Source organism: Streptomyces sp. SAT1 (assembly GCF_001654495.1).
Lineage (GTDB): Bacteria > Actinomycetota > Actinomycetes > Streptomycetales > Streptomycetaceae > Streptomyces > Streptomyces andamanensis.
In genome coordinates this window covers 5,864,219-5,889,996 of record NZ_CP015849.1, presented here as the reverse complement: position 1 = coordinate 5,889,996, position 25,778 = coordinate 5,864,219, and the positions used below count along the sequence as shown (strand labels likewise).

The window sequence follows — 25,778 nt, the reverse complement described above, 5'->3', positions numbered from 1 at the left end:
CTGATGGTCCTGTGTTCCGGTGGTCCCGCGGTGGCGCCGTGCTCCCGCGGTGGTGCGGTCCGCGCCGGTGCGCGGTGGCGGGTCAGACGAGGCCGGCCGACTTCAGCCACGCCTTGGCGACGTCCAGCGGGTCCTTGTTCTGCGACTGCACCTGGGTGTCCAGATCCAGCAGGGTCGCCGTGTCCAGCTTGGCGGAGAGCGCGTTGAGCGCGTCGACGCCCTTCTTGTCCAGACCGCTCTTGTGGACGAGCGGCTGCACGTTCTCGAAACCGAAGAGGTTCTTCGGGTCCTGGAGGACGACGAACTTCTCCTTGGCGATGGTCGGGTCCGTGGTGAACACGTCCGCCGCCTGCACGGTGTCCTTCTTCAGCGCGGCCTGGGTCAGCGGGCCGCCCGCGTCCAGCGCCTTGAAGGACTTGAACTCCAGGCCGTACAGCGACTTCAGGCCCAGCAGGCCCTGCTGCCGGGTCTGGAACTCCGGCGAGCCGCCGATGACCATGTCCTTCGCCGCGTCCTTGAGGTCGGCGATGGAGGACTTGTCGGTCAGCTTGTACTTGTCCGCCGTCGCGGCGTTGACGGTGACCGAGTCCTTGTTCTGCGCGGGCGAGGGCTCCAGCAGCGTCAGCTTGGGGTCGAGCTTGGCGCCGATCGCGGCCGTGGTGGCGGCGACCGTCTTGGGAGCGGCGTCCTTGTCGAGATAGGCCAGCAGCGCCCCGTTGTACTCGGGCAGCACGGTGACGGAGCCGTTCTTGAGCAGGCCGTAGGTGGTCTCGCGGCTGCCGATGTTGTGCTTGTAGGTGACCTTGACGCCCTTCGCCTTCAGGGCCTCGCCGTAGATGTCGGCGAGCAGGATGCTCTCGGCGAAGTTGTTGGAGCCGACGACGACGCTGTCGCCACTGGCCTTGCCGCCCGCGAGCGGGTCGCTGCCGGACTTGTCGTCGGAGGACGAACACCCGGCGACGAGTGCGGCGGTGGCGGCGAGGGTGACGACGGCCGTGCCGGTGCGCCTCGTGCTGGACCTGGTGCTCTTCGCGTAAGAAGTCACAATTCTCGTTCCGGGTCGGAAAGTCGTGGGGGCGGTACATGGACGGTGCGAGCCGCGTGGGCCGCCTGAACTACGGGGACAAACACGTACGGCATGCGGAACGCCGCACTTTACTGATCCAATCCAGCCGCTTCTCGATCGGTCAAGGGCAGCCAGGTCACCGATTGGCGTCGATCCTGGTGCACTTGTGAAGCGCAAGCGATTGCTTCGTAATGCATTCTTGACATGGGACGCGTCGGACCGGGCTGCGAAGAAGCGATAGATTCCAGCGCAGTTGACATCGGTCACAGCGGTGGACTCGGGCCGCTCCGGTGTCGTCGCGCATCATCGTTGTCACGACCGTCCGGGTGGAGACACCCGTCGAAGGAGGCCCGGTGTCCACGAACGAGGTGGACGCGCCCGCCCGGCAGGTCCCGCCGCCGCCCCCGGCCGGCGGCATCAGGGGATTCGCCGACCGGTGGCCCTTCCGGCGCAAGCTCAACGTCCTGGTCGGTGTCCCGCTCGCCGTCGTCGGCCTGCTGCTCGCCTACCTCATCGCCGGGCAGGTCGGCCAGGCCCGGGACGCGGCGGCCGCCGCCCGGCTGGTGCGGGACAGCGCGCAGGTCGCCGCGCTCGTCGACCGGGTGGAGGCCGAGCACCAGCAGGCCGTCCTGCTCTCCGTGCGCTACGAGGCCAAGGGCGTCGGCTCCCGGCCCTCCGCCACCGCCTACCGCGCGGCGCAGGCCGCCGTCGACGCCCAGGTGGCCGCCGTCCGGCGGGCGTTCGGCGACCGGCTGCCCGCCACCGAGGCGCAGGCCCTGAAGGAGATCGAGGGCCTGACCAGTCTGCGCGACACCGTGGAGCAGAGCTATCTGCCCGCCGACAACATCGACCCGGCCTACACCGGCGCCGCCAAGAACCTGATCGACGGTCTCGGCCTCGACCGCAACCCGGCGCTGGCCGCCACCTTCACCGGCAATCTGCTGGACTCCCTGCTGCGCGCCGACGCCGCCCACAGCTCCTTCGAGACGAGCGTGTTCTCGGCGACGACCGGTGACACCAACGCGCTGATCGAGTTCACCGGCGCGGTCGGCGCCTACGAGCTGTACACCTACCAGGCCGACCGCTTCACCCGGTTCGCCACCGCCGCCCAGGCCGACCGGCTCGCGGGCATGGAGCACACCGCCGACCAGCGCCGGATCGCCGAGGCGTACGCCGAACTCCAGATCGACCCGAGCGGTCTGCAGGCCAACACCCCGGACAAGATCCGGCGGGCCTTCCAGGACGCGCTGGCCGACTACCCGTCCTACCCCCGGCAGGCCGCCGCCCGGCTCCAGATCGCCTCCTCACTCATCGGCGAGATCGCCGACACCGCCGACACCGCCTCGTCCGACGCGTGGTGGCGCGCCGCCGGGCTGCTGGCCGTCGCGCTGCTCGGCTTCCTGTTCTGGCTCGGCTTCTCGGTGGCCGTGCGCCGCTCGGTGGTCCGGCCGGTGCAGGCACTGACCGGGGCGGCGCAGGAGGTCTCCGCCGCCACCGGACGGGAGCTGGCCCGGGTCGCCGACGACGACGCCGACGACAGCGGACCGCCCCGGCTGAGGGACGTGCCGGTCACCGCACGCGACGAGATCGGCGACCTCGCGACGGCCTTCAACCAGGTGCAGACCACCGCCGCCGCGCTGCTGGAGCGCCAGGTGCTCAGCCGCCGCAACGTCGCCGAGATGTTCGGCAACGTCGGCCGCCGGGTCAGCAACCTCACCACCCGCCAGCTCGCGCTGATCGACGCGGTCGAGCGCGGCGAGACCGACCCGGCCCTGCTCGAACGCCTCTACTCCATCGACCACATCGCCGTACGCCTGCGGCGCAACGCCGACAGCCTGATGCTGCTGGCCGGCATCCGCGAGACCGTCCTGGACGCCGGACCCGCCGCCCTGACCAACGTGGTGCGGGCCGCGCTCGGCCAGATCGAGGGCTATCAGCGGGTACGGCTGTACGCCGAGACCGAGGTCATGGTGGCGCCGGACATCATCGGCGACCTCACGCTGATGGTGGCCGAACTCCTGGAGAACGCCGTGTCGTTCTCCCCGGCGGGCAGCCCCGTCGAGGTCACCGTGCGCTCGAACGCCGAGGGCGCGTCGATCGCGGTCGCCGACCACGGTCTGGGGATGAGCGCCGAGCGCCTCGCCGAGGAGAACGCCCGGCTGATCCGCCGCGAACGCCTCGACGTGGTGCCGACCAAGGTGCTGGGCCTGTTCGTGGTGGGCACGCTGGCCCGCCGCTGGGAGATCGAGGTCGCCCTGACCCGCACCCCGGGCGGCGGTGTCACGGCCGAGGTCGTGATCCCGTCCGCCCTGCTGCTGTCACTGAGCGCGGTGGCCATGGCGGGCCCGGCGGAGGCCGCGGGAACGGCCGGACGGCGGACCGGCGCGGACACCGCGCCCGGGGCGGCCCCCGCTGACGCGCCCGGCGCCGCCGGAGCGTCCGGTGCCGGCGGACCCAGGCCCGCGACCGCCGTGGCTCCCGCGCACGCCCCGGCCGACGAGGACGAACCCGGCCCGCTCCCGCGCCGGCTGCCCCGGCGTGAGCCCGCCGACGAGGTCACGGCCGGTCCCGGCACGAGCGACACCGATACGACCGGTACCGATACGACCGGCACTGGCACGATCGGCTCCGGTACGGCCGGTGCCGGTACGGCCGGAGAGGCGGCGGCCGAGACCGTACCCGCCGCCGAACCCCCGGCGGCGCCCGCCCCGTTCATCCCCCGGGCCCGCAAGGAGGCCACGCCCATGGAAGCGGCGCCCGACCGGACGGCGTCCGGCCCGGAACCCGCCTCCCGGCCCCTGCGCCGGCGGGTGCGCGGCGCGACCCTGCGCACCACGGCGGACGCCTCCGCCGCGAACGCCCACGAGAGCGCGCGGCCGGCCGACGCCGAGGCCGTACGGTCCGCGCTGGAGGAGTTCGAGGAGGCGGTGGAGCGCGCCCACCGCGACACCGCCGCCCCGCCCGTCGGCCCGGAGGACGCCGGCCCGCCGGACACCGCCCCGCCCGCCTCTCCCCCCGCCTCTTCGCGTCCCGCCACCCCCGGCACGCCCCGCCAGAACGACCTCCCGGAAGGAGCCGAGCAGTGAGCACGTCGACAGGTGACACTCCGACGGGAGGCACCACGCCGACCGATCTGCAGGCCGCCGCAGCCGACTTCACCTGGCTGCTCAACCGCTTCGCGACCGAGACCGCAGGTGTCGTCGACGCCATCGCGGTCTCCTCCGACGGTCTGCTCATCGCGGTCTCGCAACTGCGCGAGCACGCGGACTCCGAGCGGCTGGCCGCCATCGTCTCCGGCATCACCAGCCTGGCCGCCGGTGCCTCCGGCAACTACCGCCTCGGCGCCCTCAACAAGGTCATCATCGACCTGGAGGGCGGCCACGTCCTGGTCTCCGCGATCGGCAGCGGCGCGGTGCTCGGCGTGGTCACCGACAAGGAGGCCAAGCTCGGCAACATCGCCTACGAGATGACGCTGTTCGCCAACCGGGCCGGTGCCGCGCTCAGCCCGCAGCTCGTCCTGGAACTGAAGAACAACGTCGGCGCCACGTCGGCGCGCTGACCGGCCACCGCCGGTCGAGGAAGGAAGTAGGACCCATGGCGGACGGCTCCCCGCCCCCGGGAGGTGACCCGGTGGGCCCCGCCCCCGCCGTACGGCCGTTCCTGGTCACGGCCGGCCGGGTGGCGCCCACCGCCGCGGGCCGGCCGGTGCCCGTGGAGACCCAGGTGGTGGCCACCACCGCCGGGCTCGCGGCGCTGGACGGCCTCTCCTTCGAACAGCGTGACATCATCGCGGCCTGCCGCGTGCCGCAGTCCATCGCGGAACTCGCGGCCCGGCTGCGGCTGCACCTCAACGTGGTACGGGTGCTCGCCGAGGACCTGCGGGCCGCCGGGCAGCTGACGGTGCACGTGCCCGACTCCGGCGCCACCCACGACGCCTCCGTCCTGCGCAGGGTTATCGATGGCCTGCGGGCCATCCCCGACTCCCGGGGAGTACTCCGTGACACCGACTGAACAACTCGCCCGCGGTGCCGCCGCCGGGGCGGCCGGGCAGAGCGCCGTACGGCCGCCGCTGCCGGTCAAAATGGTGATCGCGGGCGGCTTCGGCGTGGGGAAGACCACCGCGGTCGGCTCCATCTCCGAGATCGAGCCGCTGACCACCGAGGCGGCCATCACCGAGGTCGCCGCGGGCGTCGACGACCTCACCCACACACCGCGCAAGACGACCACCACGGTCGCCATGGACTTCGGCTGCCTCACCATCGACCCGACGCTGAAGCTGTACCTGTTCGGCACGCCCGGACAGGAGCGGTTCGGGTTCATGTGGGACGACATCGTGGAGGGCGCGGTCGGCGGCCTCGTCATCGTCGACACCCGGCGCCTGGACGACTGCTACGCGGCCGTCGACTACTTCGAGCACCGGCAGATCCCGTTCGCGGTGGCGCTCAACGCCTTCGACGGCCGGGTGGAGCACTCCCTCGAAGAGGTCCGCTGGGCACTCGACGTGTCCGAGCACGTCCCGGTGGTCGTCTTCGACGCCCGTGAGCGCGGCTCGGTGCGCGACGCGCTGCTGGTGGTGCTGGAACTGGCGCTGGCCAGGACCGGGGCCTGACGGCGGCCCGGCGCGGGCGCGGCGGGCCGCGCCCGCCCGGTCCCCGCGCCGGACTGCCCGTCGTCGGGTGCGTCGGGTGCCCCGCGCCGGGCAGCGGGTGTCAGGCGCCGCGCCGTACGCCCCGGGACACCGCGAGCCGCGCCGCCGCCCAGAACAGCACCAGGGTCACCAGCGCGAGACCGGCGACCAGACTGGCGCCGCCCACCACCTTCTCGTAGTTGCGCTGGTAGAGCCCGTCGATGACATAGCGGCCCAGGCCGCCGATGCCGACGTAGGCGGCGATCGTCGCCGTGGACACGATCTGGATGGCGCCCGAGCGCAGGCCGCTCAGGACGAGCGGGAGCGCGACGGGCAGTTCGACCTGGAAGAGGATCCGCGACTCCTGCATGCCCATGCCGCGGGCCGCGTCCACCGGCGACGGGTCGACCGAGCGCATCGACTCGTAGGTGGTCACCAGGATCGGCGGGACGGCGAGGACGACCAGCGGCACCATGACGGGCAGCAGCCCGAAGCCGACCAGGATGGTCATCAGGACGAGCAGTCCGAAGCTGGGCAGCGCGCGTCCGGCGGTGGCGAGGAAGGCGAGCGTGTTGCCGCCGCGCCCGTAGTGCCCGGTGACCAGGCCGACGGGCAGCCCGATGGCGGCGGCGATGCCGAGCGCGATCAGGCAGTACCGCAGGTGCTCGGCGAGCCGGGTGGGGATGCCGTCGTAGCCGTGCCAGTGGGCGCTGTCGCTGAAGAAGGCGTTGACGAAGTGCAGTACGTTCACCGGGCGGCGTCCTTCGGTGCGGGTGCGGCCGGCTCCGGCTCGGCCTGCGGTCCGCGGCGGCGGGTGCCGCGCGGCATCCACGGGGTCAGCAGGAGCCGTACGCCGACCAGCGCGGCGTCGGCGAGGATGGCCAGGGCCGCCGTGGTGACCACGGAGTTCACCGCCAGCTCGGGGCGGTGGTAGATGTTCGCGTCGTTGAGCAGGTTGCCGAGCGCGCCCTGATTGCCGATCAGCATGCCCACGCTGACCAGGGAGATGCTGGACACGGTCGCCACCCGCAGACCGGCGAAGATGGCGGGCACCGCGATCGGCAGCTGCACCTGGAAGTAGCGCCGTACGGGGCCGAGGCCCATGGCGGTGGCGGCGGCCAGCGTCTCCTGCGGCACCGCGCGCACACCGTCGACGATGGCCGGGACGAGCACCACCAGGCTGTAGACGGCGAGCGGGATCATCACCGTCAGCTCTGTCTGGCCGGTGTAGTCGATGAGGAAGACGATGAAGGCCAGCGACGGGACGGCGTACAGCACGGTCGTCAGACCGAGCACCGGCGGGTAGAGCCAGCGGAAGCGCACGCACAGCTGGGCGATCGGCAGGGAGACCAGGAGTCCGGCCAGGACCGGCAGCAGCGCCTCGCGCAGATGCAGGCCGATCAGTCCGAACCAGCTGTGCTGGAGGTCGCTCGGCAGGTCGAAGAAGCGGTTCATCCGGCGACCCTGGCGTCGGTGGCGGCGGCGTCCTTGTGGCCCTCGGCGTGGGCGGCGCGGATGGCGGCGCCGATGGCCTGCTGCGAGACCACCCCGGCCGCGCGTCCCGACTCGTCCACGGCGACCGCCCAGCCGGTCGGCGAGAGCACCGCGCAGTCCAGGGCGGCGCGCAGCGACTCGCCCCGCGCGAAGGGCCGCCCGTGGGGCAGCAGCCGGTCCTGGTCGATCCGGCCGGGCGTCAGACCGTCGGGGTCGCTCCAGCCGAGGGGGCGTCCTTCGAGGTCGGTGACGAGGAGGTAGGGCACGTCGGCCCGGGTGCGGGCGGCGATCTGCTCGGCGGTGGAGTCGACGGCGACGATCGGCCCGGTCAGCAGCTCCAGTTCGTCGGTGCCGAAGAAGGAGAGCCGGCGGATGCCCCGGTCGGTGCCGAGGAAGTCCTCGACGAAGGCGTCGGCGGGGTGCGTCAGCAGCTCGGCGGGCGGGGCGTACTGGGCGAGCCGGCCGCCGGTGCGCAGCACCGCGACCATGGTGCCGAGCTTGATGGCCTCGTCGATGTCGTGGGTGACGAAGACGATGGTCTTGCCCAGCTCGCCCTGGATGCGCAGCAGTTCCTCCTGGAGCCCCTTGCGCACCACGGGGTCGACGGCGGAGAACGGCTCGTCCATCAGCAGTACCGGCGGATCGGCGGCGAGCGCCCGCGCCACGCCGACGCGCTGCTGCTGGCCGCCGGAGAGCTGGTAGGGGTAGCGCTTGGCGAGCGCCGCGTCGAGGCCGACGCGCTCCATCAACTCCCCCGCGCGCGCCCGGGACTTCTGCTTGCTCCAGCCCAGCAGGCGGGGCACGGTCGCGATGTTGTCGACGATGGTGCGGTGCTGGAAGAGCCCGGCGTTCTGGATGACGTAACCCATCGACCGGCGCAGGGTGTTGACGGGCTGCTCCCTGATGTCGGCGCCGTCGAGGAGGATGCGGCCCTCGCTCGGGTCCACCATGCGGTTGATCATGCGGAGCGTGGTGGTCTTTCCGCAGCCGGACGGTCCGACGAGGACGGTGATCGAACGGTCCGGTATCTCCAGCGAGAGCCGGTCGACCGCCACGGTGCCGTCCGGGTACCGCTTGGTGACTGAATCTATGCGTATCAAAACGCCGCATACCCTTCGGGTCTGGCAGGAGTTGCCCGCTCTCGGCCACGGTCGCGCGGGCCGTTGCGGAGAGAGTCTAGACGCCTGTGATTGCGGCGGGGTTGCGGCATCGGTGCCGGGCCGGGGCCCCGGGACAGGGGCGCACGGCCGTACGCCGCCCCGGTGCACGGCCCTACGCCGCCACGGTGCACGGCCGTACGCCGCTGCCGGGCGCGGGAGACCGCCGGGCTCCACGGCGGAGCCACCGGGTCCCGGAACCCCCGCGTCCCGGCGCCCCGGGGCGCGCGGGGCCGCCGCCCTGGGAACGGCCGCCCCCCTACGCGCCTGGCACAGGACGAGATCCGGCCGCCCGCGCGCAGGGCGCGGCCTCTGCCGGTCCACGCGCCGGGCGCGCCCGGAGGCCGCACCTCCGGTCCGCACCCCCGGTCCGCGCACCGGACCGCCCGCCGGGGCCGTCGGACCGGTCGGCGGGCGGGTGCGGTGCGGGACGCGGGATGCGGGTTGCCGTGCGGTGCGGTGCGGGTCGCGCCGGGAGGGGGATCGGGCGGGATCAGGTGCGGCCGGGGCCTCCGCTGCCGAAGGAGCCGCTGCCGCCCGGGGCCCAGCGGCTGCGGTGCTGGTCCTGGCTGCGGCGGGTGCCGGCGCCGTGCAGTTCGTGCGGCAGGATCCGCTTGCCGTCGTCGCCGCAGTGCACCTCGTCCGGCTCGCGCTTCTCGCTGATCTCCTCGATCGCGCCGGTGACCGGAAGGTGCGGCTGCTCGGACGTCTCGGGCCGCTTGGGCTCGCGGCGCATCACGCCGATGCCCATGCCCACGGCCCAGACGAGCGCCACCACGACGACGAGCCCGCCGATGAAGGCACCGAACGTGGCCCAGATGTGCGGCGCCACGGCCAGTACGACGTTGGACGCTGTGCCCATGTCTTCCACCCGCCTCTGCGGAGATGCGGCGAAACAACCGGTGGCGCCAACGACGCCACCTGTGTCCTATATTGTCCCACCACAATCAGTGTCCCACCACAGCGGACCGCCGCAAAGCGCCGTGGGCGACGGCCCGCTCAGCCCTCCGCGGGCCGCAGCCGCAGCGAGATGCTGTTGATGCAGTAGCGCTGGTCGGTCGGGGTCGGATACCCCTCACCCTCGAACACATGTCCGAGGTGCGAGCCGCAGCGCGCGCACCGCACCTCGGTGCGCACCATGCCGTGGGACCGGTCGTGCAGCAGCTCCACGGCGTCGCTGTCCTTCGGGTCGAAGAAGGACGGCCAGCCGCAGTGGGACTCGAACTTGGTGTCCGAGGTGAACAGCTCGGCGCCGCACGCCCGGCAGGAGTAGACACCCTCGGTCTTGGTGTCGGTGTACTCACCGGTGAAGGCGGGCTCGGTCGCGGCCTGCCGCAGCACGGCGTACTCGGCCGGGTTCAGCTCCGCGCGCCACTGCTCGTCCGGCTTCTCCACGTCGTACGCCATGAGCCCTCAGCTCCTCACTCAGTTCTTCAGACGGTCCAGGATGCACGGTCCGAGGTCGGTGACGTCGCCCGCGCCCATGGTGAGAACAAGATCACCGCCCTTCGCCATTCCCGCGACCGCGTCCGGCACCTCGGCCTTGTCGTGGACCGCGGTGACGTCGGCGCCCGCGGCCCGTGCCGCCTCGATGATCAGCTCGCTGGTGACGCCGGGGATGGGGTCCTCGCGGGCCGGGTAGATGTCCAGCACCACGCAGGCGTCGGCCAGCGCCAGCGCCTGCCCCATCTCCTTGCCCAGCTCCTGGGTGCGGGAGAACAGGTGCGGCTGGAAGACGACCAGGATCCGGGCGTCGCCCACGGCGCCGCGCATGGCCTCCAGGTCGGCCGTCATCTCGGTGGGGTGGTGGGCGTAGGAGTCGATCACCTGGACACCGGCGGCCTCGCCCTTGAGCTGGAGGCGGCGCTTGACACCGGTGTAGGCCGCGAGCGCCGGGGCCAGCTCGGCGGCCGGGATCCCGAGGGCGGCACCGGCGGCCAGCGCGGCGACCGCGTTGTGCGCGTAGTGGCGGCCGGGCACCGAGACCGTGAAGGTCAGTTCGGCGCCGTCCAGCAGGACGGTGACCTCGCTGCGCAGCCCCTGCGGCCGCACGGACAGGACGCGCACGTCGGCGTCCTCGGACTCGCCGTACGTCACCGTGCGCACCGAGCCCGCCACGCGCCGGGTCAGCTCGCGGGCGCCCTCGTGGTCGGCGGTGATCACCAGCGTGCCGCCGGGCACGATCTTCCCGGCGAAGGTCTCGAAGGACTCGTAGATCTCGTCCATCGAGGCGTAGTTGGCGTGGTGGTCGAGTTCCACGTTGAGGACGATGGCGACCTCGGGGGCGTACTTGTGGAAGCTGCGGTCGGACTCGTCCGCCTCGGCGACGAAGATCTCGCCGGTGCCGTGCAGCGCGTTGGAGCCGGGGGCGTCCAGGTCGCCGCCGATGGCGTACGAGGGCTCCCGGCCCAGCGCGGTGAGGGAGACGGCCAGCATCGAGGTGGTGGTGGTCTTGCCGTGGGTGCCGGCCACCGCGATCGGGCGCAGGCCGTGCATCAGGGCGGCCAGCGCGTCGGAGCGGTGGACGACCGGGATGCCCAGCTCGGCCGCGCGCACCAGCTCCGGGTTGTCCGGCCGGATCGCCGAGGAGACGACGACGCAGGTCGCGTCGTCGGCGAGGTGCCCGGCCGCGTGCCCGATGTGCACCGTGGCGCCCAGCGCGCGCAGCGCCTCGGCGGTCGCCGACTCCTTGGCGTCGCTGCCGGCCACCTCGGCGCCGCGCTGGGCGAGGATCTTGGCGATGCCCGACATTCCGGCGCCGCCGATGCCGATGAAGTGCGGTCGGTCCATGGCGGTAGGAAGGCCGGGTGCCATGCGCTGTTCTCCCCAGGTGGTGCGGCAGCTGTACGAGGTGCGCCGGCCGCGGGCGCGGGGCGCCGCCCCAGCCTATGCCTTGCTGTGGGAGAACAGCTTCAGGACCGGCACGCCGACCTTGTGGCGGGCCCGGGAGGCCCAGTCGCGGTGGAAGAACTCCTCCACGTAGTGCGGATCGGTGAGCACGATCACCTCGTCGGCGCCCACCTCGGCGACCAGGGACTTCAGCGCGTCCAGCGGGTGGTCCTCGACGAGTCTGCCGTCGGCCTGGCGGCCGGCGGCGTGCAGCGCGGTCAGGGAGACCTCCAGGGCCTGTTCGCCCTCGGGCTTGGCCGCCTCGCCCTCCGGGGTGCCGCCCTCGCGCGCGGCCTCGTCGATCTCGCCGAGCGCGATGTCGTCGATGGCCCGCAGCAGCCGGTCGGCCTGGTCGCCGCGCGGCTGGAGCAGTACGTGGAAGGCGACCTGCTCCTCCCCGTGCAATGTGGTGACGAACTCCACGTCGGCGGACGTCAGGGCCTTCTCGATCATCAGTACGCTTGTGAACACCAGACGCCCTTTCTCGTGTGAGGGCCGCGCCCTCTCTGCTACCTCCGTGTGGGCCGAAGCAGCCCCCGCAGAAACCATCCTGCCCTGTGATCGCACGGGTATCGCGGCTTTTCCTCCGCCTGCCACCACCTGAACGGAATTACCAATTCCGTTTGCTGGACACGGCGGGCCGCGCACCGCTCGCCGCGGATCCTCCGGGGCCGCCGTCAGGCCCGCCGGTACCGGCTGAACAGGAAACCCTCCTCCTCCAGCAGGGACGCCAGGGCGAACCGGTGCGGGACGGCGACCGAGGGGCCGCCGGCGATGCGCTGCGCGTCGCCCGCGGTGAGCATCGGCGCGACGGTCAGGCACAGCTCGTCGAGGACGCCGGAGGTGACCAGCTGGCCGAGCAGCCGCGGGCCGCCCTCGGTCAGCAGCCGCGTGTGCCCGAGACCGGCCAGCGCCCGCACGGCCCGCGGCGGGTCCACCCCGACCCCGTCACCGGCGACCACCACCCGGGCGCCCGCCTTCTCGGCCGCCGCGATGCGGTCCGGGGCCGCCGCCGCTCCGGTGAGGACCAGCGTGGGCACCAGGGGCGAGGTGAACAGCGGCAGCGAGAAGTCCAGTTCGAGACTGGCGGTGACGACCGCGATGGCCGGGGCGGGGCCCTGCCCGGCCGCCGCCCGCAGCGCGGCGAACTCCGGCCGCGCCCGCGCCGGGCGATAGCCCTCCTGCCGTACGGTCTCGGCGCCGACCACCACCACGTCGGCCAGCGCCCGCAGGGTGCCGAAGATCCGCATGTCGGCGGCGCCGGAGATGGGCTGCGAACGGCCCTCGTGCTGCGCCGCCCCGTCCAGCGTGGAGACCATGTTGGCCCGCAGCCAGGCCGTACCGCCGCCCGGCGCGGGCTCGGGATAGGCGTAGGCGGCGGCCAGCTCGGCCAGGGTCCACTCCCGGTCCGCGAGGGCGTCCGGCACACTCCCCGGGCCGGTCCCGGCGGCCCCCTTCGCTGGCTGGGCTGGTGTTTCTTCGGTCACAGGGAACAGGCGTCGCATGCCGTGCAGTGTTCCACGCGCCTTACCATGGGGAACCGTGTCGTCCTCCACAGCCGGCTCCCGGCTCAGCCCCGTGACCGGTGCCGCCCCCGCCGCCCCCTTCTCCCTGTGCGCCCGCGAGCCGCACGTCCCGGCGGACCGGCTGGTCGCCGAGATGGTGCCGCCGCCGCGGTTCGACTCGGTCCGCTTCGCCACGTACATCCCGGACCCGAAGCAGCCGACGCAGACGGAGGCCGTGCGGGTCCTGGAGGGCTTCGCCGCCGGACTCGGCGGCGCGCACGCCGCCGGTCCCGCCCGGCGCGGGCTCTTCGGCTTCGGCCGCGCCAAGGCCCCCAAGGCGCCCGCCGGGCCCCGCGGCGTCTATCTGGACGGCGGCTACGGCGTCGGCAAGACGCACCTGCTGGCCTCCCTGTGGCACGCCACCCCGGCCGAGCCCGCCCTGAAGGCGTTCGGCACCTTCGTGGAGCTGACCAACCTGGTCGGCGCCCTCGGCTTCCAGCAGACGGTCCGGACGCTGTCCGGGCACCGGCTGCTGTGCATCGACGAGTTCGAGCTGGACGACCCCGGGGACACCGTGCTCGTCTCCACCCTGCTCGGCCGGCTGGTCGACGCGGGCGTCGCGCTCGCCGCCACCTCCAACACCCTGCCGGGCAAGCTCGGCGAGGGCCGGTTCGCCGCCGCCGACTTCCTGCGCGAGATCCAGGGCCTGTCGGCGCACTTCCGCCCGCTGCGCATCGACGGCGAGGACTACCGCCACCGCGGCCTGCCCGAGGCGCCGGCCCCGTTCTCCGACGAGCAGGTCACCAAGGCGGCGCACACCACCGAGAACGCCTCCCTCGACGACTTCACCGACCTGCTGGGACACCTGGCCCGGGTGCACCCCAGCCGCTACGGCGCGCTCACCGACGGCCTCGGAGCCGTCTGCCTGACCGGGGTCGGCCCGGTGCCGGACCAGTCGACCGCGCTGCGGCTGGTGGTCCTCGCCGACCGGCTCTACGACCGCGAGGTGCCCGTCCTGGCCTCCGGACGGCCCTTCGACCGGCTGTTCAGCGAGGAGATGCTGAACGGCGGCTACCGCAAGAAGTACTTCCGCGCGATATCCCGGCTCACCGCGCTCGCCCGGGACGCCAAGGGCCTCGTCGAGCCCTCCTGACCGGCGGCCCCGCGCGCCCGCTCCCCGTCCGGGCCCGCCCTCCCCGGGCCTGGCCTTCGCTGTAGGCGCCCGGTCCCGCGGCCGCCGGGACCGTACGTACCGCTCCGGGGACTCGACCGTCCTCTCGGGCCGGGCCTATCGTGGAGTGAGGCCCGGCAACGGGCGCGGGACGACTGTCGAGGAGTCGTCATCATGCTTCAGGACGTACTGACCGCCGTGGTCGCCGCGGGCTGCGCCGGTCTCGTGTACCTCGCGGCGGCGGCCCGGGTCGTCAAGCAGTACGAGCGCGGGGTGGTGCTGCGGCTCGGCCGGTTCGTCGGCGGCCCGCGCGATCCCGGCTTCACCATGATCGTGCCGTTCGTGGACCGGCTGTACAAGGTCAACATGCAGATCGTCACGCTGCCGATCCCCGCCCAGGAGGGCATCACCCGGGACAACGTGACCGTGCGGGTGGACGCGGTCGTCTACTTCAAGGTGGTCGACCCGGCCAGCGCGGTCATCCAGGTCGAGGACTACCGGTTCGCGGTGTCCCAGATGGCCCAGACCTCGCTGCGTTCGATCATCGGCAAGAGCGACCTGGACGATCTGCTGTCCAACCGGGAGAAGCTCAACCAGGGCCTGGAGCTGATGATCGACAGCCCGGCGATCGGCTGGGGCGTGCAGATCGACCGGGTGGAGATCAAGGACGTCTCCCTGCCGGACACGATGAAGCGGTCCATGGCCCGGCAGGCGGAGGCCGACCGGGAGCGGCGGGCCCGGATCATCAACGCCGACGCGGAGTTCCAGGCGTCGAAGAAACTGGCCGAGGCGGCCCAGCAGATGGCCGACACACCGGCCGCGCTGCAACTGCGGCTGCTCCAGACGGTGACCGCGGTGGCCACCGAGAAGAACTCCACCCTGGTCCTGCCCTTCCCGGTCGAACTCCTGCGCTTCCTGGAACGGGCCCACCAGCAGCCACCGGGCCCCGCCGGGACCGCAGCGCCCGCGGCACCGGCACCGCCCTCGTCCGCGCCACCGGTCCCGCCCGCGCCACCGGCGCACGCCCTCGGCAACGGCGACGCCCCGGCCGGGGAGCCTCCCCCGGCCGCGCCCGGCGGCACCGCCGTACCGGGCGCACCCGACGGGCCTCCGGCCGAGGCACCGTTCGATCCCCCGGCCGACGCCGCCTCGGTGACCCCGGTCAGGGCGGCGGCCGACGCCGCGGCACCCGACCGCCCCGAGCACTGACCCGCCCGACGCTCCTCCCGCGCTCACCCGTCCGCTCCTCCCGCGCCCCGCCCGTCCGCTCCTCCGGCGCCCGGCCGATCCGCCCCGTCGTGACCCGCCCGGTCGTGACCCGCCCGCGACGGGGTACCCGGCAGCCATGGACGACGCACAGCGGCAGGAACAGCACCCCGGGCAGGCGCACGGGCGGCGGCGTGTCAACGGCTCGTACTGGGTCGAGACGGCCCCGGGCCCCGAGCGCCCCGCGCTCGCCGAGGACCTGGACGTGGACGTGGTCGTGATCGGTGCCGGCATGGCCGGGCTCAGCACGGCGTACGAGCTGACGCGGGCGGGGCTCGGCGTGGCGGTGCTGGAGGCGCGGCGGGTGGCGGCGGGCGTCACCGGGCACACCACGGCCAAGCTGACCGCGCTGCACACCCTGATCTACGACCGGCTGCGCCGGACCCGGGACGCGCGGGCGGCCGAGCTGTACGCGCGCTCGCAGTCGGAGGCGGTCGAGCGCGCCTGGTCGCTGGTGGACGAGCTCGGCATCGAGTGCGAGTGGGAGACCCGCAGCGCGTACACCTACGTCCGGGACGCGGACCGGGTGGCCGAGGTGCGCGCCGAGGCGGAGGCGGCCCGGGAGGCGGGTCTCGCGGCGTCGTTCGTGACGGAGACCGGGCTGCCGTTCCCGGTGGCGGGCGCGGTGCGGGTGGCCGGGCAGGCGCAGTTCCATCCGCGCAAGTACCTGCTGGCCCTGACGGCGGACCTGGTGGCGCGGGGCGGCCGGGTCTTCGAGAACACCGTCGTGCGGGGCCTGTCGGAGGGCGAGCCGTGCCGGGTGACGACCGCGGGGGGCGCCACGGTGCGGGCCCGGCACGTGGTGGTCGCCACGCACTACCCGGTGTTCGACCGGGCGCTGCTGTTCGCCCGGCTCGCCCCCCGCCGCGAGCTGGTCGTGGCCGGACCGGTCGACGCCGCCGAGGACCCGGACGGCATGTACATCACCCCGGAGGAGAACACCCGTTCGGTGCGGACGGCGCCGTACGGCACGGACGGACAGCGCCTGCTCGTGGTCACCGGCGAGCACTTCACCCCGGGCACCGGCGACAGCCAGGCACGCTTCGACCGGCTGGCGGCCTGGGCGGGAGAGCACTTCCCGGGCGCCGACCTCGTGCACTCGTGGGCGACCCAGGACATCGACCCGACCGACACCGTGGCGATGGTCGGCCCGCTGCACCAGGCGGCCCGCAACACCTATGTGGCGACCGGCTTCGGCGGCTGGGGACTGAGCGGCGGCATCATGGCGGGCGGACTGCTCACGGCCCTGATCACCGGGCGGGACTGCCCGTGGCGCGAGCTGTACGACCCGCGCCGGCTGCGGACGGCCGTCCGGGAGGCGCCGACGTTCCTGAGGAACCAGGCCGAGGTCGCCCGGCACTTCGTCGGCGACCGGCTGCGCCCCTCCCCGCCCGTCGAGGCGATCGCACCCGGCGAGGGCGCCGTGGTCCGGTCCGGCCTGGACCACCTCGCGGTGTACCGCGACGACGAGGGCACCGCGCACACACTGTCCGCCCGCTGCACGCACCTGGGCTGTCTGGTCGCCTTCGACTCCGCCGAGCGCGCCTGGGAGTGCCCCTGCCACGGCTCGCGCTTCGACACCGAGGGCAGGGTGCTCCAGGGCCCGGCGACCGAGCCGCTGGAGCGGCGGGAGCTGTGAGCCACCGCGGCCGGAGCCGCCCCGGGCCGGGATCCGCCCCGGCCGCGGCGGGCCGTTCGGTGGGTGACCACCGGCCGGGTGACCGCACGGCCCCGCTGCCGTTCATATGAATGGAAGACGTCCTACTTTCGTCGGGTGATCCCACTTGTACGACGTATCGCCCGTTATGCCGCCGCCGGCGTCCTGAGCACCGCGCTCGCCTCCCTCGCCGCCTGCGGCTCCGCCCAGAGCACCCAGGCCGCCCACGCCGGGCACCCGGATTCCCCCGCCTCCCCCTCGTCCGCGGCCCCCGCGAAGCCCTCCCCCACCGCGCCGTCCAAGCCGCCCCGGCTCACCCCCGGGCCCGGCGGGCTGACGCCCGTGTTCACGCACGGCCCTCGGGACCAGGGCAAGACCGTCGCCTTCACCTTCGACGCCGACATGACCGCCGACGAGGGGCGGCGCGCGGCCTCCGGCGAACACTTCGACAACCCGGAGCTGATCGCCGCGCTGCGCGCGCTCAAGGTGCCCGCCACCGTGTTCATGACCGGCAAGTGGGCGGAGACGTACCCCGAAGAGGCCCGTTCCATCGGCACGGACCCGCTGTTCGAACTCGCCAACCACTCCTACAGCCACTACGCGTTCACCGGCGACTGCTACGGCCTGCCGACCGTCACCGCCGACCAGGTCCGCCCCGACGTGGAACGCGCGTACACGGCCTTCGCCAAGGCGGGCGTCCCGCACCCGATGCCCTACCTCCGCTTCCCCGGCGGCTGCTACGACTCCCAGGTGCTGCGCACGCTCGCGCCCCTCGGCGTCACCGCCGTGCAGTGGGACGTGGTGAGCGGCGACGCGTTCGCCACCGACGCGGACGCCGTGGTCCGGCAGGTGCTCGACGGGGTGAAGCCCGGCTCGGTCGTGGTCATGCACTGCACGCGCAGCGCCGCCCCGACCACCGAGCGCGTGGTCCGGGCGGTCGTACCGGAGCTGCGCAAGCAGGGCTACCGCTTCGTGAAGGTGTCCGACATGATCGGCGCCTCGGCGGGCCGCACCTGAGTCCTACGCTGGAACCATGAGCGTGGACCACGGGACCGGCACGAACGGCACGAACGACACGAACGGCGGCGGCGCGGCCCGCGGGGACGGCGGCACCGGCTGCTGCCCGACCGACGCGACCCGGCCGCCCAGGGCCGACGGGCCGCCGTACGCGGAGTGCGTGCTGTGCCGGGAACCGACCGAGTACCCGGAGTCGTACAAGGGGATCACCCTCTGCCCGGTCTGCGAGTGGCAGGAGGCGCAGCGCACGGCCTGCTCGGGCTGACCTCCGCCGCTCCGGCGGTCCCTCCACCGGGTGCGCCGGGCGCGTGCCGCGGTTGGCACACTGGGGTGCGTGACCTATGAGACCTCCGTTCCCGAGAGCCCGTTCCGTGCCGAGCCCAGCGCCCGGGACGAGGCGCCGCAGTTCGTACTGCCGCTGGTCGTCCGGATCGAGCGGGCCGCTCCCCCGGCCCGTACCGACGCGCTGGAGACGGCGGCCCGCGCGGTGCTGGTGCTGCTGAGCGACGAGCGCGCCCTCGGTGACGGCGCCTGGGCACAGGCGGTGCGGGACTGGCAGGACGCCCGGATCCGCAAGGTGGTGCGGCGGGCGCGCGGCGCGGAGTGGCGGCGGGCCGAGGCGCTGGACGGCGTCACGGTCACCGGAGCCGCCGCCGAGGTACGGGTCTTCCCGCCCGTGCCGCTGGACGGCTGGCCCAAGGACCTGGTCAAGCTCCAGGTCTCCGGCACCGACCTGGACGACCCGGAGCCGCCCGCCCGGCCCGCGCCCGGCACGCCGGTCCTGTGGTTCAACCCGGGCCTCGAGATGTCCGCGGGCAAGGCGATGGCCCAGGCCGGGCACGGCGCCCAGCTCGCCTGGTGGGAGCTGACCGACGAGCGGCGCGCGGCCTGGCGGGACGCCGGCTTCCCGCTCGCCGTGCGCACCGCCGACCCCGGCCGGTGGCGCGAACTGGTGGACAGCGGGCTGCCGTTGGTGCGGGACGCGGGCTTCACCGAGATCGCGCCCGGCTCGTGCACGGTGGTCGCCGACCATCCGGCGCTGCGGTAGCCACGGCCGGGGCCGCACCGGGAAACCTCAGATGTTGCTCTGAAGGAGTCCGCCGCGCGGTTCACCGCCGCCCGGCGGGGCCATACCCCTCGGGTGCGCCGTGCGCGGACGTCGGTGCGCGGGGCGGGGGGACGAGGGACGAGGGGGACGAGGGACTCATGGAACGACTGGGGACGGGCATCGGATGGCGCCCGGAGATCGCGGACGCCGTGGAACGCATGCCGGGCCTCGACTGGGTCGAGGCCGTGGCCGAGAACGTGTGCCCGGATCATCTGCCCGCGTCGCTGCGGCGGCTGCGCGAGCGCGGGGTGACGGTGGTGCCGCACGGCGTCTCGCTCGGACTCGGCGGCGGCGAACGCCCCGACGAGGGGCGGCTGAAGGCGCTCGCCGAGCGGGCCCAGGCCCTCGGCTCGCCGCTGGTGACGGAGCACATCGCCTTCGTCCGGGCGGGCGGCCCGCTGACCGCCTCGGACCGGATCGAGGCGGGCCACCTGCTGCCCGTGCCGCGCACCCGCGACGCCCTCGACGTGCTGTGCGAGAACATCCGCATCGCGCAGGACGCGCTGCCCGTGCCGCTCGCCGTGGAGAACATCGCCGCGCTGCTGGCCTGGCCCGGCGAGGAGCTGACCGAGGGGCAGTTCCTGTACGAGCTGGCGGACCGCACCGGCGTGGGGCTGCTGATCGACGTGGCCAATCTGCACACCAACCACGTCAACCAGGGCGAGGACCCGGCCGAGGCGCTGTCCGAACTGCCGCTGGAGGCACTGGCGTACGTCCATGTGGCGGGCGGCTTCGAACGGGACGGCGTCTGGCACGACAGCCACGCCCACCCGGTCCCGCGGCCGGTGCTCGACATCCTGACCGACCTCGCCTCGCGCGTCGCCCCGCCGGGGGTCCTGCTGGAACGCGACGAGAACTTCCCGGCGCCGGAGGTGCTGAAGGGGGAACTGGACGCCATCGCGGAGGCGGTGGAACGCGGGCACGCGGCGGGTACGGGGCGACCGCGCGGCACCGCCGCCGCCCGGACCGGCACCGGCACCGACGCCGGCTCCCGGCTCGGCAGCGCCACCGTCCCGGGCCCCCGCTCCGGCTGCTCCGCCCCGGACGCCGCTTCCGGGACCGGGACTGGTACTGGTACCGCTTCCGGGTCCAGTTCCGGTTCCGGGTCCGAGCCCGTCCGGCAGCGGCTGGCGCTCGCGCAGACCGCGCTGCTGTCGGCGCTGGTGGCGGGGACGCCCGCGCCGGAGGGGTTCGACCGGGCGCGGCTCGGGGTCCAGGCGCGGGCGCTGGCGTCGAAGCGGGCGGGTGTCGTGGCCAAGGTGGCACCGGAGCTGCCGGTCATCCTCGGGGACGGGTACCGGACCTCCTTCCTCGCCTACGCGCAGCGGCACCCGATGCGCGGCGGCTACCGGCTGGACGCGATGGCGTTCGCGGAGTCCCTGCTGCTGGCCGGGCGGCCCGAGGACCCCGCGGCCCGCCGGAAGCTGCACCACTGGTGGCGGGAGCGCTCGGGGCCCGTCCCGAGGTCGCGCAGGCCGGCGGTCCGGGTGGCGCGGGCGGCGCGCCGGATGCTGCTGCGCGGCACCGGGAGGACTTCACACACCGGGCACACCTCGTCCGCGATGTGAAAAGGCGATGGATTTTCCCAGGTCACTGGCATAGAAACAGGTCATGCTCTGGGTTCTCCTCCTGCTCCCGGCCTGGGTCGTCGCCGGTGTGGCCTGTACGCGGCTGTGCCTGGCCGCTGTTCGCGCGGCGGCCGAAGAGACCCGGGACCCGGTGGTGGACCGGGACCACGACCTCACGCTGTACGAGGCGGCGTTCCTGTCCGGCGGCCCCGCCCGGGTCGTCGACGTCACGCTGGTCGCCATGGCACGCGAGCGCAGGCTGCTGCTCGCGCACACCGGCTGGGCCACCGTCGTCGACCCGTGCGGGCGGGACGAGATGGAGCGGTCCGTCATAGGGGCCATCGGCCCCGAGGGGCAGTCCCGGATCGCTCCCGTGCGGTCCGCGACGGCCGCCGCCGAACCCGTCCGCGGGCTCGCCGAGCGGCTGGTGCACGCCGGGCTCGCCGTACCGGAGGACGCGCCGGGCGCGGCCGTGGCGGCCGGGACGCGCGGGGTGCGGGCCGCCGCGCTCACCGTGACCGCGCTGGGCGTGGCCGCACTGCTGCTGCCCGCCCCGACCGGGATGCCGCGCCCGCTGATCGCCCTGTGGTTCGCGCTCCCGCTGGCGCTCACCGCGGGCTGCCTCGCCATCGCCCGGTTCGAGATCCACCCGTCCGCGCGCTGGGCGTCCCCGGCGGGGCAGCACCTGCTCAGCTCCCTGGTCCGGCGCGCGCACCGCACCGGCGACGAACGCGCCTACCTGGCCTCCGTGGCCGTACGGGGCATCCGCGCGATCGGCGAACCGGAACTGCGCGCGGCCTTCGCCCACCGCGACCAGCCCTACCGGGAGTGACCGGCCAGCCAGACCGGGAGCGACCGGCCCAGGGAGCGACACCGCCCGGTGCCCGCACACGCGGGCTCGCACTCCGCGCGCCCCGCAGGCCGCGCGCCGGGGCGTGCGGCCCGCGGGAGGGGCGCATCGGGCGCACCCGCGGCGACACCGGCCGCCGGTGCTTGCCTTCGCGCGCGAGTGGCCGAAGCATCCCTTGGTGCCGCCGTGCGCCGAAGGGATACGCCGATGAGAGCCGCCGCCGTCCACACGGTCGCCGCGTCCTTGGTCCTGACCGCCCTGGCCGCCGCCCCCTCGGGCGGCGCTCCCCGGGCGGCCGACGGCCCAGGTGTGCACGCGATTCCCGAAGTGCCCGGCGGGGCGGCCGAGTTGCGGGGCACGGCCGTGGCCGCCGCGCGCGCCCGGGTGGCGGGCATCGGGTTCGGCGCCTGTCCGGGCGGGCGGGACCTGCCCGCCGTCATGGAGTGCGGGACCGTCTCCGTGCCGCTCGACTACGCCCGTCCCGACGGCCCGCAGATCCGGCTCACCGTCAGCCGGGCGCGGGCCGGCGGCCGGGACCCGGCCGCCGCCGGGCGGCGGGTGCCGCGCCAGGGCGCCCTCGTCTTCAACCCGGGCGGGCCGGGCGGCGACGGCATGTCGTTCCCGCTGATCGGGCTGCTGCCCGAGTGGAAGCGGGTCGCGGCCGCCTACGACCTCGTCGGCTACGCCCCGCGCGGGGTGGGCCGCTCGGCTCCGCTGTCCTGCGAGGACCCGAAGAGCTTCTTCAAGGGGCCGGACCCGGCGCCGACGCACCCCTCGGCGGCGTACAAGCGCCGCCGCGTGGCCGAGGCCAGGGCCTACGCCCAGGGGTGCGCCCGGCGCACGGGCGCCACCCTGCGCTTCTACACCTCCCTCGCCAACGCCCGCGACCTGGAGGTGCTGCGGGCGGCGCTCGGCGAGGACCGGCTGACCTTCATGGGCGCCTCCTACGGCACTTATCTGGGCGCGCTGTACGCGACGCTGTTCCCGGCGCATGTGCGGCGGATGGTCCTCGACTCGGCCGTGGACCCGGACCCGTCCCGGATCTGGTACCGCGACAACCTCGACCAGTCGGCCGCGTTCGAGACCCGCTGGGCGGACTTCCGGGACTGGGTGGCCCGGCACGACGACGTGTACGGTCTCGGCCGCAGCGCGCGGGCGGTGCGCGCGGCCTACGAGCGGGCGCGCACCCGGCTGGCCGCGCGTCCGGCGGGCGGCACGGTGGGACCGGCGCAGTTGCAGGGCGCCCTGCTGAACGCGGGCTACTACGACGACTTCTGGCCGGGGGCCGCCGAGGCGCTCTCGGCCTATCTGAGGGGCGACGAGAAGCCGCTGGTCGCGCTGGCCGCGCCGTACCGGGCGGGGGCCGCCGAGGCGGAGAACAGCGCCGCCGTCTACACGGCCGTGGAGTGCAACGACGCGCCCTGGCCGGGCGACTTCCGGGTCTGGGACCGGGACAACACGCGACTCGCGCGGGTGGCGCCGTTCGAGACCTGGGGCAATGTGTGGGCGAATCTGCCCTGCGCCTACTGGCCGGTGCCCCGGCAGCGGCCGCTGGACGTGCGGACCGTGCCGGGCACGCTGCCGCCCACGCTGGTCCTGGCCGCCGAACGGGACGCGGCCACCCCCTACGCGGGCGCGCTGGAACTGCGGCGGCGGCTGGCCGGTTCCGTGCTGGTGACCGAGCGGGGCGCGGGCACGCACGGCATCGCGTACGGCCCGAACCGGTGCGTCGACGCGCGGGTGGACGCGTATCTGCTGGAAGGGCGGCTGCCGGACCGGGACGCGGACTGCGCCGCGCGCCCCGAGCCGCTGCCGGGCCGGCCGACCTTCCAGGAGAACCGGGCGCGCGAGCTGCGGGACGCCCTGGGGCGGAAGGACGGCCGGGGGCCGGCCGGGACCTGACCGGGAGCGGTCAGGCGAGCCCGGCGACCAGGTCCGCCACGTCCTTGCGGCGGCCGGTGAAGAACGGCACCTCCTCGCGCACGTGCCTGCGGGCCTCCGAGCCGCGCAGGTGGCGCATGAGGTCGACGATGCGGTGCAGTTCGTCGGCCTCGAAGGCGAGGATCCACTCGTAGTCGCCCAGGGAGAAGGACGCGACGGTGTTCGCCCGGACGTCCGGGTAGCCGCGGGCCATCTTGCCGTGGTCGGCGAGCATCCGGCGGCGGTCCTCGTCGGGCAGCAGGTACCAGTCGTAGGAGCGGACGAACGGGTAGACGCTGACGTAGTCGCGCGCCGTCTCGTCGGCGAGGAACGCCGGGATGTGCGAGCGGTTGAACTCGGCGGGCCGGTGCAGCGCCATGTTCGACCACACGGGCTCCAGCGCGCGGCCGAGCCGGGTGCGGCGGAAGCGGCTGTACGCGTCCTGGAGCAGGTCGCTGGTCTCGGCGTGCCACCAGATCAGGATGTCGGCGTCGGCGCGCATCCCGGACAGGTCGTAGGTCCCGCGGACGGTCACGTCCTTCGCGGCGAGCTGGTCGAACAGCTCCTGGACCTCGTCGGCGTAGCCGGTGCGGTCCTCGGGGAGGACGTCCTTCAGCTTGAAGACGGACCACAGGGTGTAGCGGATGACCTCGTTGAGGTCCTTGGCCAGCTTGCCCTTGTTCGGGATCCGGCCGGCGTCGGTGGTGGAGGCGTCGTCACTCATGGGGCTATTCTCCCGCTCCGCCGTGCAGACTCCGCACCGGGTGGGCGGTGAGTTCCCGCACGGCCGCGAGGTCGCCCGCGAGCTGGTCCACGGCGGCGTTCGCGCTCGCCACGCAGGCGGGGATGCCGACGCCGTCGTAGGCGGCGCCGCACACCGCGAGGCCCGGGAGCCGGGCGACGTGGTCGCGGATCCGGGCCACGCGCGCGTGATGGCCGACCGGGTACTGGGGCAGTCCGCCGTCCCAGCGGGTGACGCGGGTGCGCAGCGGTACGGCGTCCAGGCCGGTGGCCGCGCGCAGGTCCCGGCGGGAGAGGTCCACCAGGCCGGCGTCGTCGCGGTCCAGGATCTCCGTCTCGCCGTACCGGCCGACCGAGGTGCGCAGCACCAGCACGTCCGGGTCCTCCTCGGCGATCCAGCCCCACTTGCGGGAGGCGAAGGTCGACGCCTTGATGGTGTGTCCGTCGACGGGCGGCACGAGGAAGCCGCTGCCCTCGGGCAGCGCGGCGCCGGCACGGCGGTAGGCGAGGGTGATCAGGGCCATGGAGGCGTACTCGACGGTCCGCAGCTCGGCCGCCGCGCCCGGGGACTCGGTCTCCAGCAGGGCGGCGGCGGCGGGCGCGGGAGTGGCGACGACGACCGCGTCGGCGTGCAGGACGCGGTCCCCGGCGAGCAGGCGCCAGCCGCCCTCCGGGGTCCTGCGCAGTCCGCTCGCCGGGGTGCCGGTCAGGATCTCGCCGCCGCGCGCCCGTACGGAGGCGGCGACCGCGAGCGGCAGCGTGCCGACGCCGCCCTCGATGCCCAGGAAGACCGGGCCGGTGGCCGGTGTCCGCGCCGCGCGGTCCTGGAGGGCGCGGACCGCCTCGGTCAGGGAGGTGTGGGCGCGGGCGGCCTCGAAGAGCTGGGGCACCGCCGAGCGCATCGAGATGCGGTGGGCGTCGCCCGCGTAGACCCCGCCGAGCAGCGGTTCGACCAGGCGGTCGACGACCTCGCGGCCCAGCCGCTCGGCGACGTACGCGCCGACCGCCACGTCGTCGCCGACCTCGGTGCGCGGCAGTTCGGCGTCGCGCTCGATACGGGCCAGGCCCTCGGCGGAGAGGATCCCGGCGAGGGCGGCGGCGGTGCCGGGCACGCCCATCACATGGCCCTTGGGCATCGGGCGCAGGGCGCCGCGGGTCCACAGGGAGGCGGTCGCGGTGGCGGGCGGCCGGAGCCGGTCGGCAAGGCCCACCTCGCGGGCGAGGCCCACGGCCTCGGGCCGCCGGGCCAGCATCGACTCGGCACCCAGGTCGACGCGGACGCCCGCGATCTCGCCGGGCAGCAGCTTGCCGCCGACGCGGTCGGCGGCCTCCAGCACGGTCACCCGCGCGCCGCGCTCCAGCAGCCGGTGCGCGGCGGCCAGCCCCGCGATCCCGCCTCCGACGACGACGACCTGCCGCGTGTCCGTACCCGTTGCGCTCATGGCCTCCACTCTCTCAGACCCGTCCGGCGCGCCCGCGGGACCCCGGTGTCCGGGACGAGTCCTGACCGTGACCGCATCGGGACCGCGCACCGGCAACGCATCGGACCGCCGCCGAGTCGAAGGAACGTCAGAGGTCACCACGCCCCGGGGGGTACGCGACACATGCGCGCACAGCACCGCGCTCGACGCTCCGTTCGAGCCATATCCGCTTCTCCGTCCGCTTCTCCGTCCGCTTCTCCGTCCGCTTCTCCGTCCGCTTCTCCGTCCGCTTCTCCGTCTGCTTCGCCGTCCGCGTCCCGG

Annotated in this window: 24 protein-coding genes; 13 read left to right on the top strand and 11 right to left on the bottom strand. The window is 74.2% G+C overall.

Features of this window, described 5'->3' with window-relative positions; all coding sequences use genetic code 11:
- Positions 1 to 82: 82 nt before the first annotated feature.
- On the bottom strand, positions 83 to 1,045 hold the full coding sequence (locus tag A8713_RS25260) for an ABC transporter substrate-binding protein (protein ID WP_064535842.1): 963 nt from the start codon (positions 1,043 to 1,045) through the stop codon (positions 83 to 85).
- Positions 1,046 to 1,419: 374 nt separating this feature from the next.
- Here A8713_RS25260 and A8713_RS25255 point away from each other — a divergent pair, with 374 nt between their 5' ends.
- Genes A8713_RS25255 through A8713_RS25240 form a run of 4 tightly spaced genes read left to right on the top strand, consistent with a single transcriptional unit; the run spans position 1,420 to position 5,675 of the window.
- Positions 1,420 to 4,152 carry a sensor histidine kinase gene (locus A8713_RS25255; RefSeq protein WP_064535841.1) on the top strand — a complete coding sequence of 911 codons (2,733 nt, stop codon included), beginning with the start codon at positions 1,420 to 1,422 and terminating at the stop codon, positions 4,150 to 4,152.
- On the top strand, positions 4,149 to 4,625 hold the full coding sequence (locus A8713_RS25250) for a roadblock/LC7 domain-containing protein (protein WP_018564395.1): 477 nt from the start codon (positions 4,149 to 4,151) through the stop codon (positions 4,623 to 4,625). The genes A8713_RS25255 and A8713_RS25250 overlap by 4 nt, the downstream gene beginning before the upstream one ends.
- Before the next feature lie 35 nt (positions 4,626 to 4,660).
- Positions 4,661 to 5,077, top strand: coding sequence for a DUF742 domain-containing protein (locus tag A8713_RS25245; RefSeq protein WP_018564396.1), 417 nt, complete (start codon positions 4,661 to 4,663; stop codon positions 5,075 to 5,077).
- A complete protein-coding gene (locus tag A8713_RS25240) occupies positions 5,064 to 5,675 on the top strand; it encodes a GTP-binding protein (protein WP_064535840.1) in 612 nt (203 codons plus the stop codon). The genes A8713_RS25245 and A8713_RS25240 overlap by 14 nt, the downstream gene beginning before the upstream one ends.
- A gap of 100 nt (positions 5,676 to 5,775) precedes the next feature.
- Here the strand turns inward: A8713_RS25240 and A8713_RS25235 are convergent, their stop codons facing one another.
- The 8 genes from A8713_RS25235 to A8713_RS25200 form a co-directional block, all read right to left on the bottom strand.
- Entirely contained in the window at positions 5,776 to 6,444 is a 669-nt protein-coding gene (locus A8713_RS25235) for an ABC transporter permease (RefSeq protein WP_064535839.1), read from the bottom strand.
- A complete protein-coding gene (locus tag A8713_RS25230; protein WP_064535838.1) occupies positions 6,441 to 7,148 on the bottom strand; it encodes an ABC transporter permease in 708 nt (235 codons plus the stop codon). The genes A8713_RS25235 and A8713_RS25230 overlap by 4 nt, the downstream gene beginning before the upstream one ends.
- Positions 7,145 to 8,287 carry an ABC transporter ATP-binding protein gene (locus tag A8713_RS25225; protein WP_079159125.1) on the bottom strand — a complete coding sequence of 381 codons (1,143 nt, stop codon included), beginning with the start codon at positions 8,285 to 8,287 and terminating at the stop codon, positions 7,145 to 7,147. The genes A8713_RS25230 and A8713_RS25225 overlap by 4 nt, the downstream gene beginning before the upstream one ends.
- Positions 8,288 to 8,837: 550 nt before the next feature.
- A complete protein-coding gene (locus tag A8713_RS25220) occupies positions 8,838 to 9,206 on the bottom strand; it encodes a DUF6479 family protein (protein ID WP_018564401.1) in 369 nt (122 codons plus the stop codon).
- A 137-nt stretch (positions 9,207 to 9,343) separates the two neighbouring features.
- Positions 9,344 to 9,751, bottom strand: coding sequence for a peptide-methionine (R)-S-oxide reductase MsrB (msrB, locus tag A8713_RS25215; RefSeq protein ID WP_064535836.1), 408 nt, complete (start codon positions 9,749 to 9,751; stop codon positions 9,344 to 9,346).
- Positions 9,752 to 9,769: 18 nt separating this feature from the next.
- Positions 9,770 to 11,158: a UDP-N-acetylmuramate--L-alanine ligase gene (murC, locus tag A8713_RS25210; protein WP_064535835.1), complete on the bottom strand. Its 1,389-nt coding sequence runs from the start codon at positions 11,156 to 11,158 to the stop codon at positions 9,770 to 9,772.
- A 72-nt stretch (positions 11,159 to 11,230) separates the two neighbouring features.
- On the bottom strand, positions 11,231 to 11,704 hold the full coding sequence (locus A8713_RS25205; protein ID WP_173860903.1) for an indole-3-glycerol phosphate synthase: 474 nt from the start codon (positions 11,702 to 11,704) through the stop codon (positions 11,231 to 11,233).
- A 206-nt stretch (positions 11,705 to 11,910) separates the two neighbouring features.
- On the bottom strand, positions 11,911 to 12,738 hold the full coding sequence (locus A8713_RS25200) for a pyrimidine reductase family protein (RefSeq protein WP_079159124.1): 828 nt from the start codon (positions 12,736 to 12,738) through the stop codon (positions 11,911 to 11,913).
- Positions 12,739 to 12,775: 37 nt separating this feature from the next.
- On the opposite strand from A8713_RS25200, the gene zapE reads away from it, so the two are divergent.
- From zapE to A8713_RS25155, 9 genes are all read left to right on the top strand, one after another.
- Positions 12,776 to 13,891, top strand: coding sequence for a cell division protein ZapE (zapE, locus tag A8713_RS25195; RefSeq protein ID WP_064535833.1), 1,116 nt, complete (start codon positions 12,776 to 12,778; stop codon positions 13,889 to 13,891).
- Between the two features lie 192 nt (positions 13,892 to 14,083).
- On the top strand, positions 14,084 to 15,118 hold the full coding sequence (locus A8713_RS25190; RefSeq protein ID WP_064535832.1) for a slipin family protein: 1,035 nt from the start codon (positions 14,084 to 14,086) through the stop codon (positions 15,116 to 15,118).
- Between the two features lie 136 nt (positions 15,119 to 15,254).
- Entirely contained in the window at positions 15,255 to 16,814 is a 1,560-nt protein-coding gene (locus tag A8713_RS25185; protein WP_064535831.1) for an FAD-dependent oxidoreductase, read from the top strand.
- 135 nt (positions 16,815 to 16,949) lie between these two features.
- A complete protein-coding gene (locus A8713_RS25180; RefSeq protein WP_443069746.1) occupies positions 16,950 to 17,849 on the top strand; it encodes a polysaccharide deacetylase family protein in 900 nt (299 codons plus the stop codon).
- 16 nt (positions 17,850 to 17,865) lie between these two features.
- Positions 17,866 to 18,114: a hypothetical protein gene (locus A8713_RS25175; protein ID WP_064535830.1), complete on the top strand. Its 249-nt coding sequence runs from the start codon at positions 17,866 to 17,868 to the stop codon at positions 18,112 to 18,114.
- Positions 18,115 to 18,183: 69 nt separating this feature from the next.
- A complete protein-coding gene (locus tag A8713_RS25170; protein ID WP_064535829.1) occupies positions 18,184 to 18,897 on the top strand; it encodes an aminoacyl-tRNA hydrolase in 714 nt (237 codons plus the stop codon).
- A 158-nt stretch (positions 18,898 to 19,055) separates the two neighbouring features.
- Positions 19,056 to 20,525 carry a DUF692 domain-containing protein gene (locus A8713_RS25165; RefSeq protein WP_064535828.1) on the top strand — a complete coding sequence of 490 codons (1,470 nt, stop codon included), beginning with the start codon at positions 19,056 to 19,058 and terminating at the stop codon, positions 20,523 to 20,525.
- 43 nt (positions 20,526 to 20,568) lie between these two features.
- The gene (locus tag A8713_RS25160; RefSeq protein WP_064535827.1) at positions 20,569 to 21,357 is read left to right on the top strand and encodes a TIGR04222 domain-containing membrane protein; all 789 of its coding nucleotides are present in this window, start codon (positions 20,569 to 20,571) and stop codon (positions 21,355 to 21,357) included.
- 225 nt (positions 21,358 to 21,582) lie between these two features.
- Positions 21,583 to 23,277: an alpha/beta hydrolase gene (locus A8713_RS25155; protein ID WP_064535826.1), complete on the top strand. Its 1,695-nt coding sequence runs from the start codon at positions 21,583 to 21,585 to the stop codon at positions 23,275 to 23,277.
- 10 nt (positions 23,278 to 23,287) lie between these two features.
- Here A8713_RS25155 and hemQ read toward each other — a convergent pair whose 3' ends face one another.
- Both hemQ and hemG read right to left on the bottom strand, forming a co-directional pair.
- The gene (hemQ, locus tag A8713_RS25150; protein WP_064535825.1) at positions 23,288 to 24,019 is read right to left on the bottom strand and encodes a hydrogen peroxide-dependent heme synthase; all 732 of its coding nucleotides are present in this window, start codon (positions 24,017 to 24,019) and stop codon (positions 23,288 to 23,290) included.
- 4 nt (positions 24,020 to 24,023) lie between these two features.
- Positions 24,024 to 25,478, bottom strand: a complete 1,455-nt coding sequence (gene hemG / locus A8713_RS25145) for a protoporphyrinogen oxidase (protein ID WP_064535824.1) — start codon at positions 25,476 to 25,478, stop codon at positions 24,024 to 24,026.
- Between the last annotated feature and the right edge of the window lie 300 nt (positions 25,479 to 25,778).

What these genes read in the sequence shown, in the direction of transcription:
- A8713_RS25165 (WP_064535828.1), top strand. Translation starts at nt 19,056, where the DNA reads ATGGAACGACTGGGGACGGGCATCGGATGGCGCCCGGAGATCGCGGAC.
- A8713_RS25160 (WP_064535827.1), top strand. Translation starts at nt 20,569, where the DNA reads ATGCTCTGGGTTCTCCTCCTGCTCCCGGCCTGGGTCGTCGCCGGTGTG.
- A8713_RS25155 (WP_064535826.1), top strand. Translation starts at nt 21,583, where the DNA reads ATGAGAGCCGCCGCCGTCCACACGGTCGCCGCGTCCTTGGTCCTGACC.
- A8713_RS25190 (WP_064535832.1), top strand. Translation starts at nt 14,084, where the DNA reads ATGCTTCAGGACGTACTGACCGCCGTGGTCGCCGCGGGCTGCGCCGGT.
- A8713_RS25220 (WP_018564401.1), bottom strand. Translation starts at nt 9,206, where the DNA reads ATGGGCACAGCGTCCAACGTCGTACTGGCCGTGGCGCCGCACATCTGG.
- A8713_RS25185 (WP_064535831.1), top strand. Translation starts at nt 15,255, where the DNA reads ATGGACGACGCACAGCGGCAGGAACAGCACCCCGGGCAGGCGCACGGG.
- murC (WP_064535835.1), bottom strand. Translation starts at nt 11,158, where the DNA reads ATGGCACCCGGCCTTCCTACCGCCATGGACCGACCGCACTTCATCGGC.
- hemQ (WP_064535825.1), bottom strand. Translation starts at nt 24,019, where the DNA reads ATGAGTGACGACGCCTCCACCACCGACGCCGGCCGGATCCCGAACAAG.
- A8713_RS25200 (WP_079159124.1), bottom strand. Translation starts at nt 12,738, where the DNA reads ATGCGACGCCTGTTCCCTGTGACCGAAGAAACACCAGCCCAGCCAGCG.
- A8713_RS25175 (WP_064535830.1), top strand. Translation starts at nt 17,866, where the DNA reads ATGAGCGTGGACCACGGGACCGGCACGAACGGCACGAACGACACGAAC.
- msrB (WP_064535836.1), bottom strand. Translation starts at nt 9,751, where the DNA reads ATGGCGTACGACGTGGAGAAGCCGGACGAGCAGTGGCGCGCGGAGCTG.
- hemG (WP_064535824.1), bottom strand. Translation starts at nt 25,478, where the DNA reads ATGAGCGCAACGGGTACGGACACGCGGCAGGTCGTCGTCGTCGGAGGC.
- A8713_RS25230 (WP_064535838.1), bottom strand. Translation starts at nt 7,148, where the DNA reads ATGAACCGCTTCTTCGACCTGCCGAGCGACCTCCAGCACAGCTGGTTC.
- A8713_RS25245 (WP_018564396.1), top strand. Translation starts at nt 4,661, where the DNA reads ATGGCGGACGGCTCCCCGCCCCCGGGAGGTGACCCGGTGGGCCCCGCC.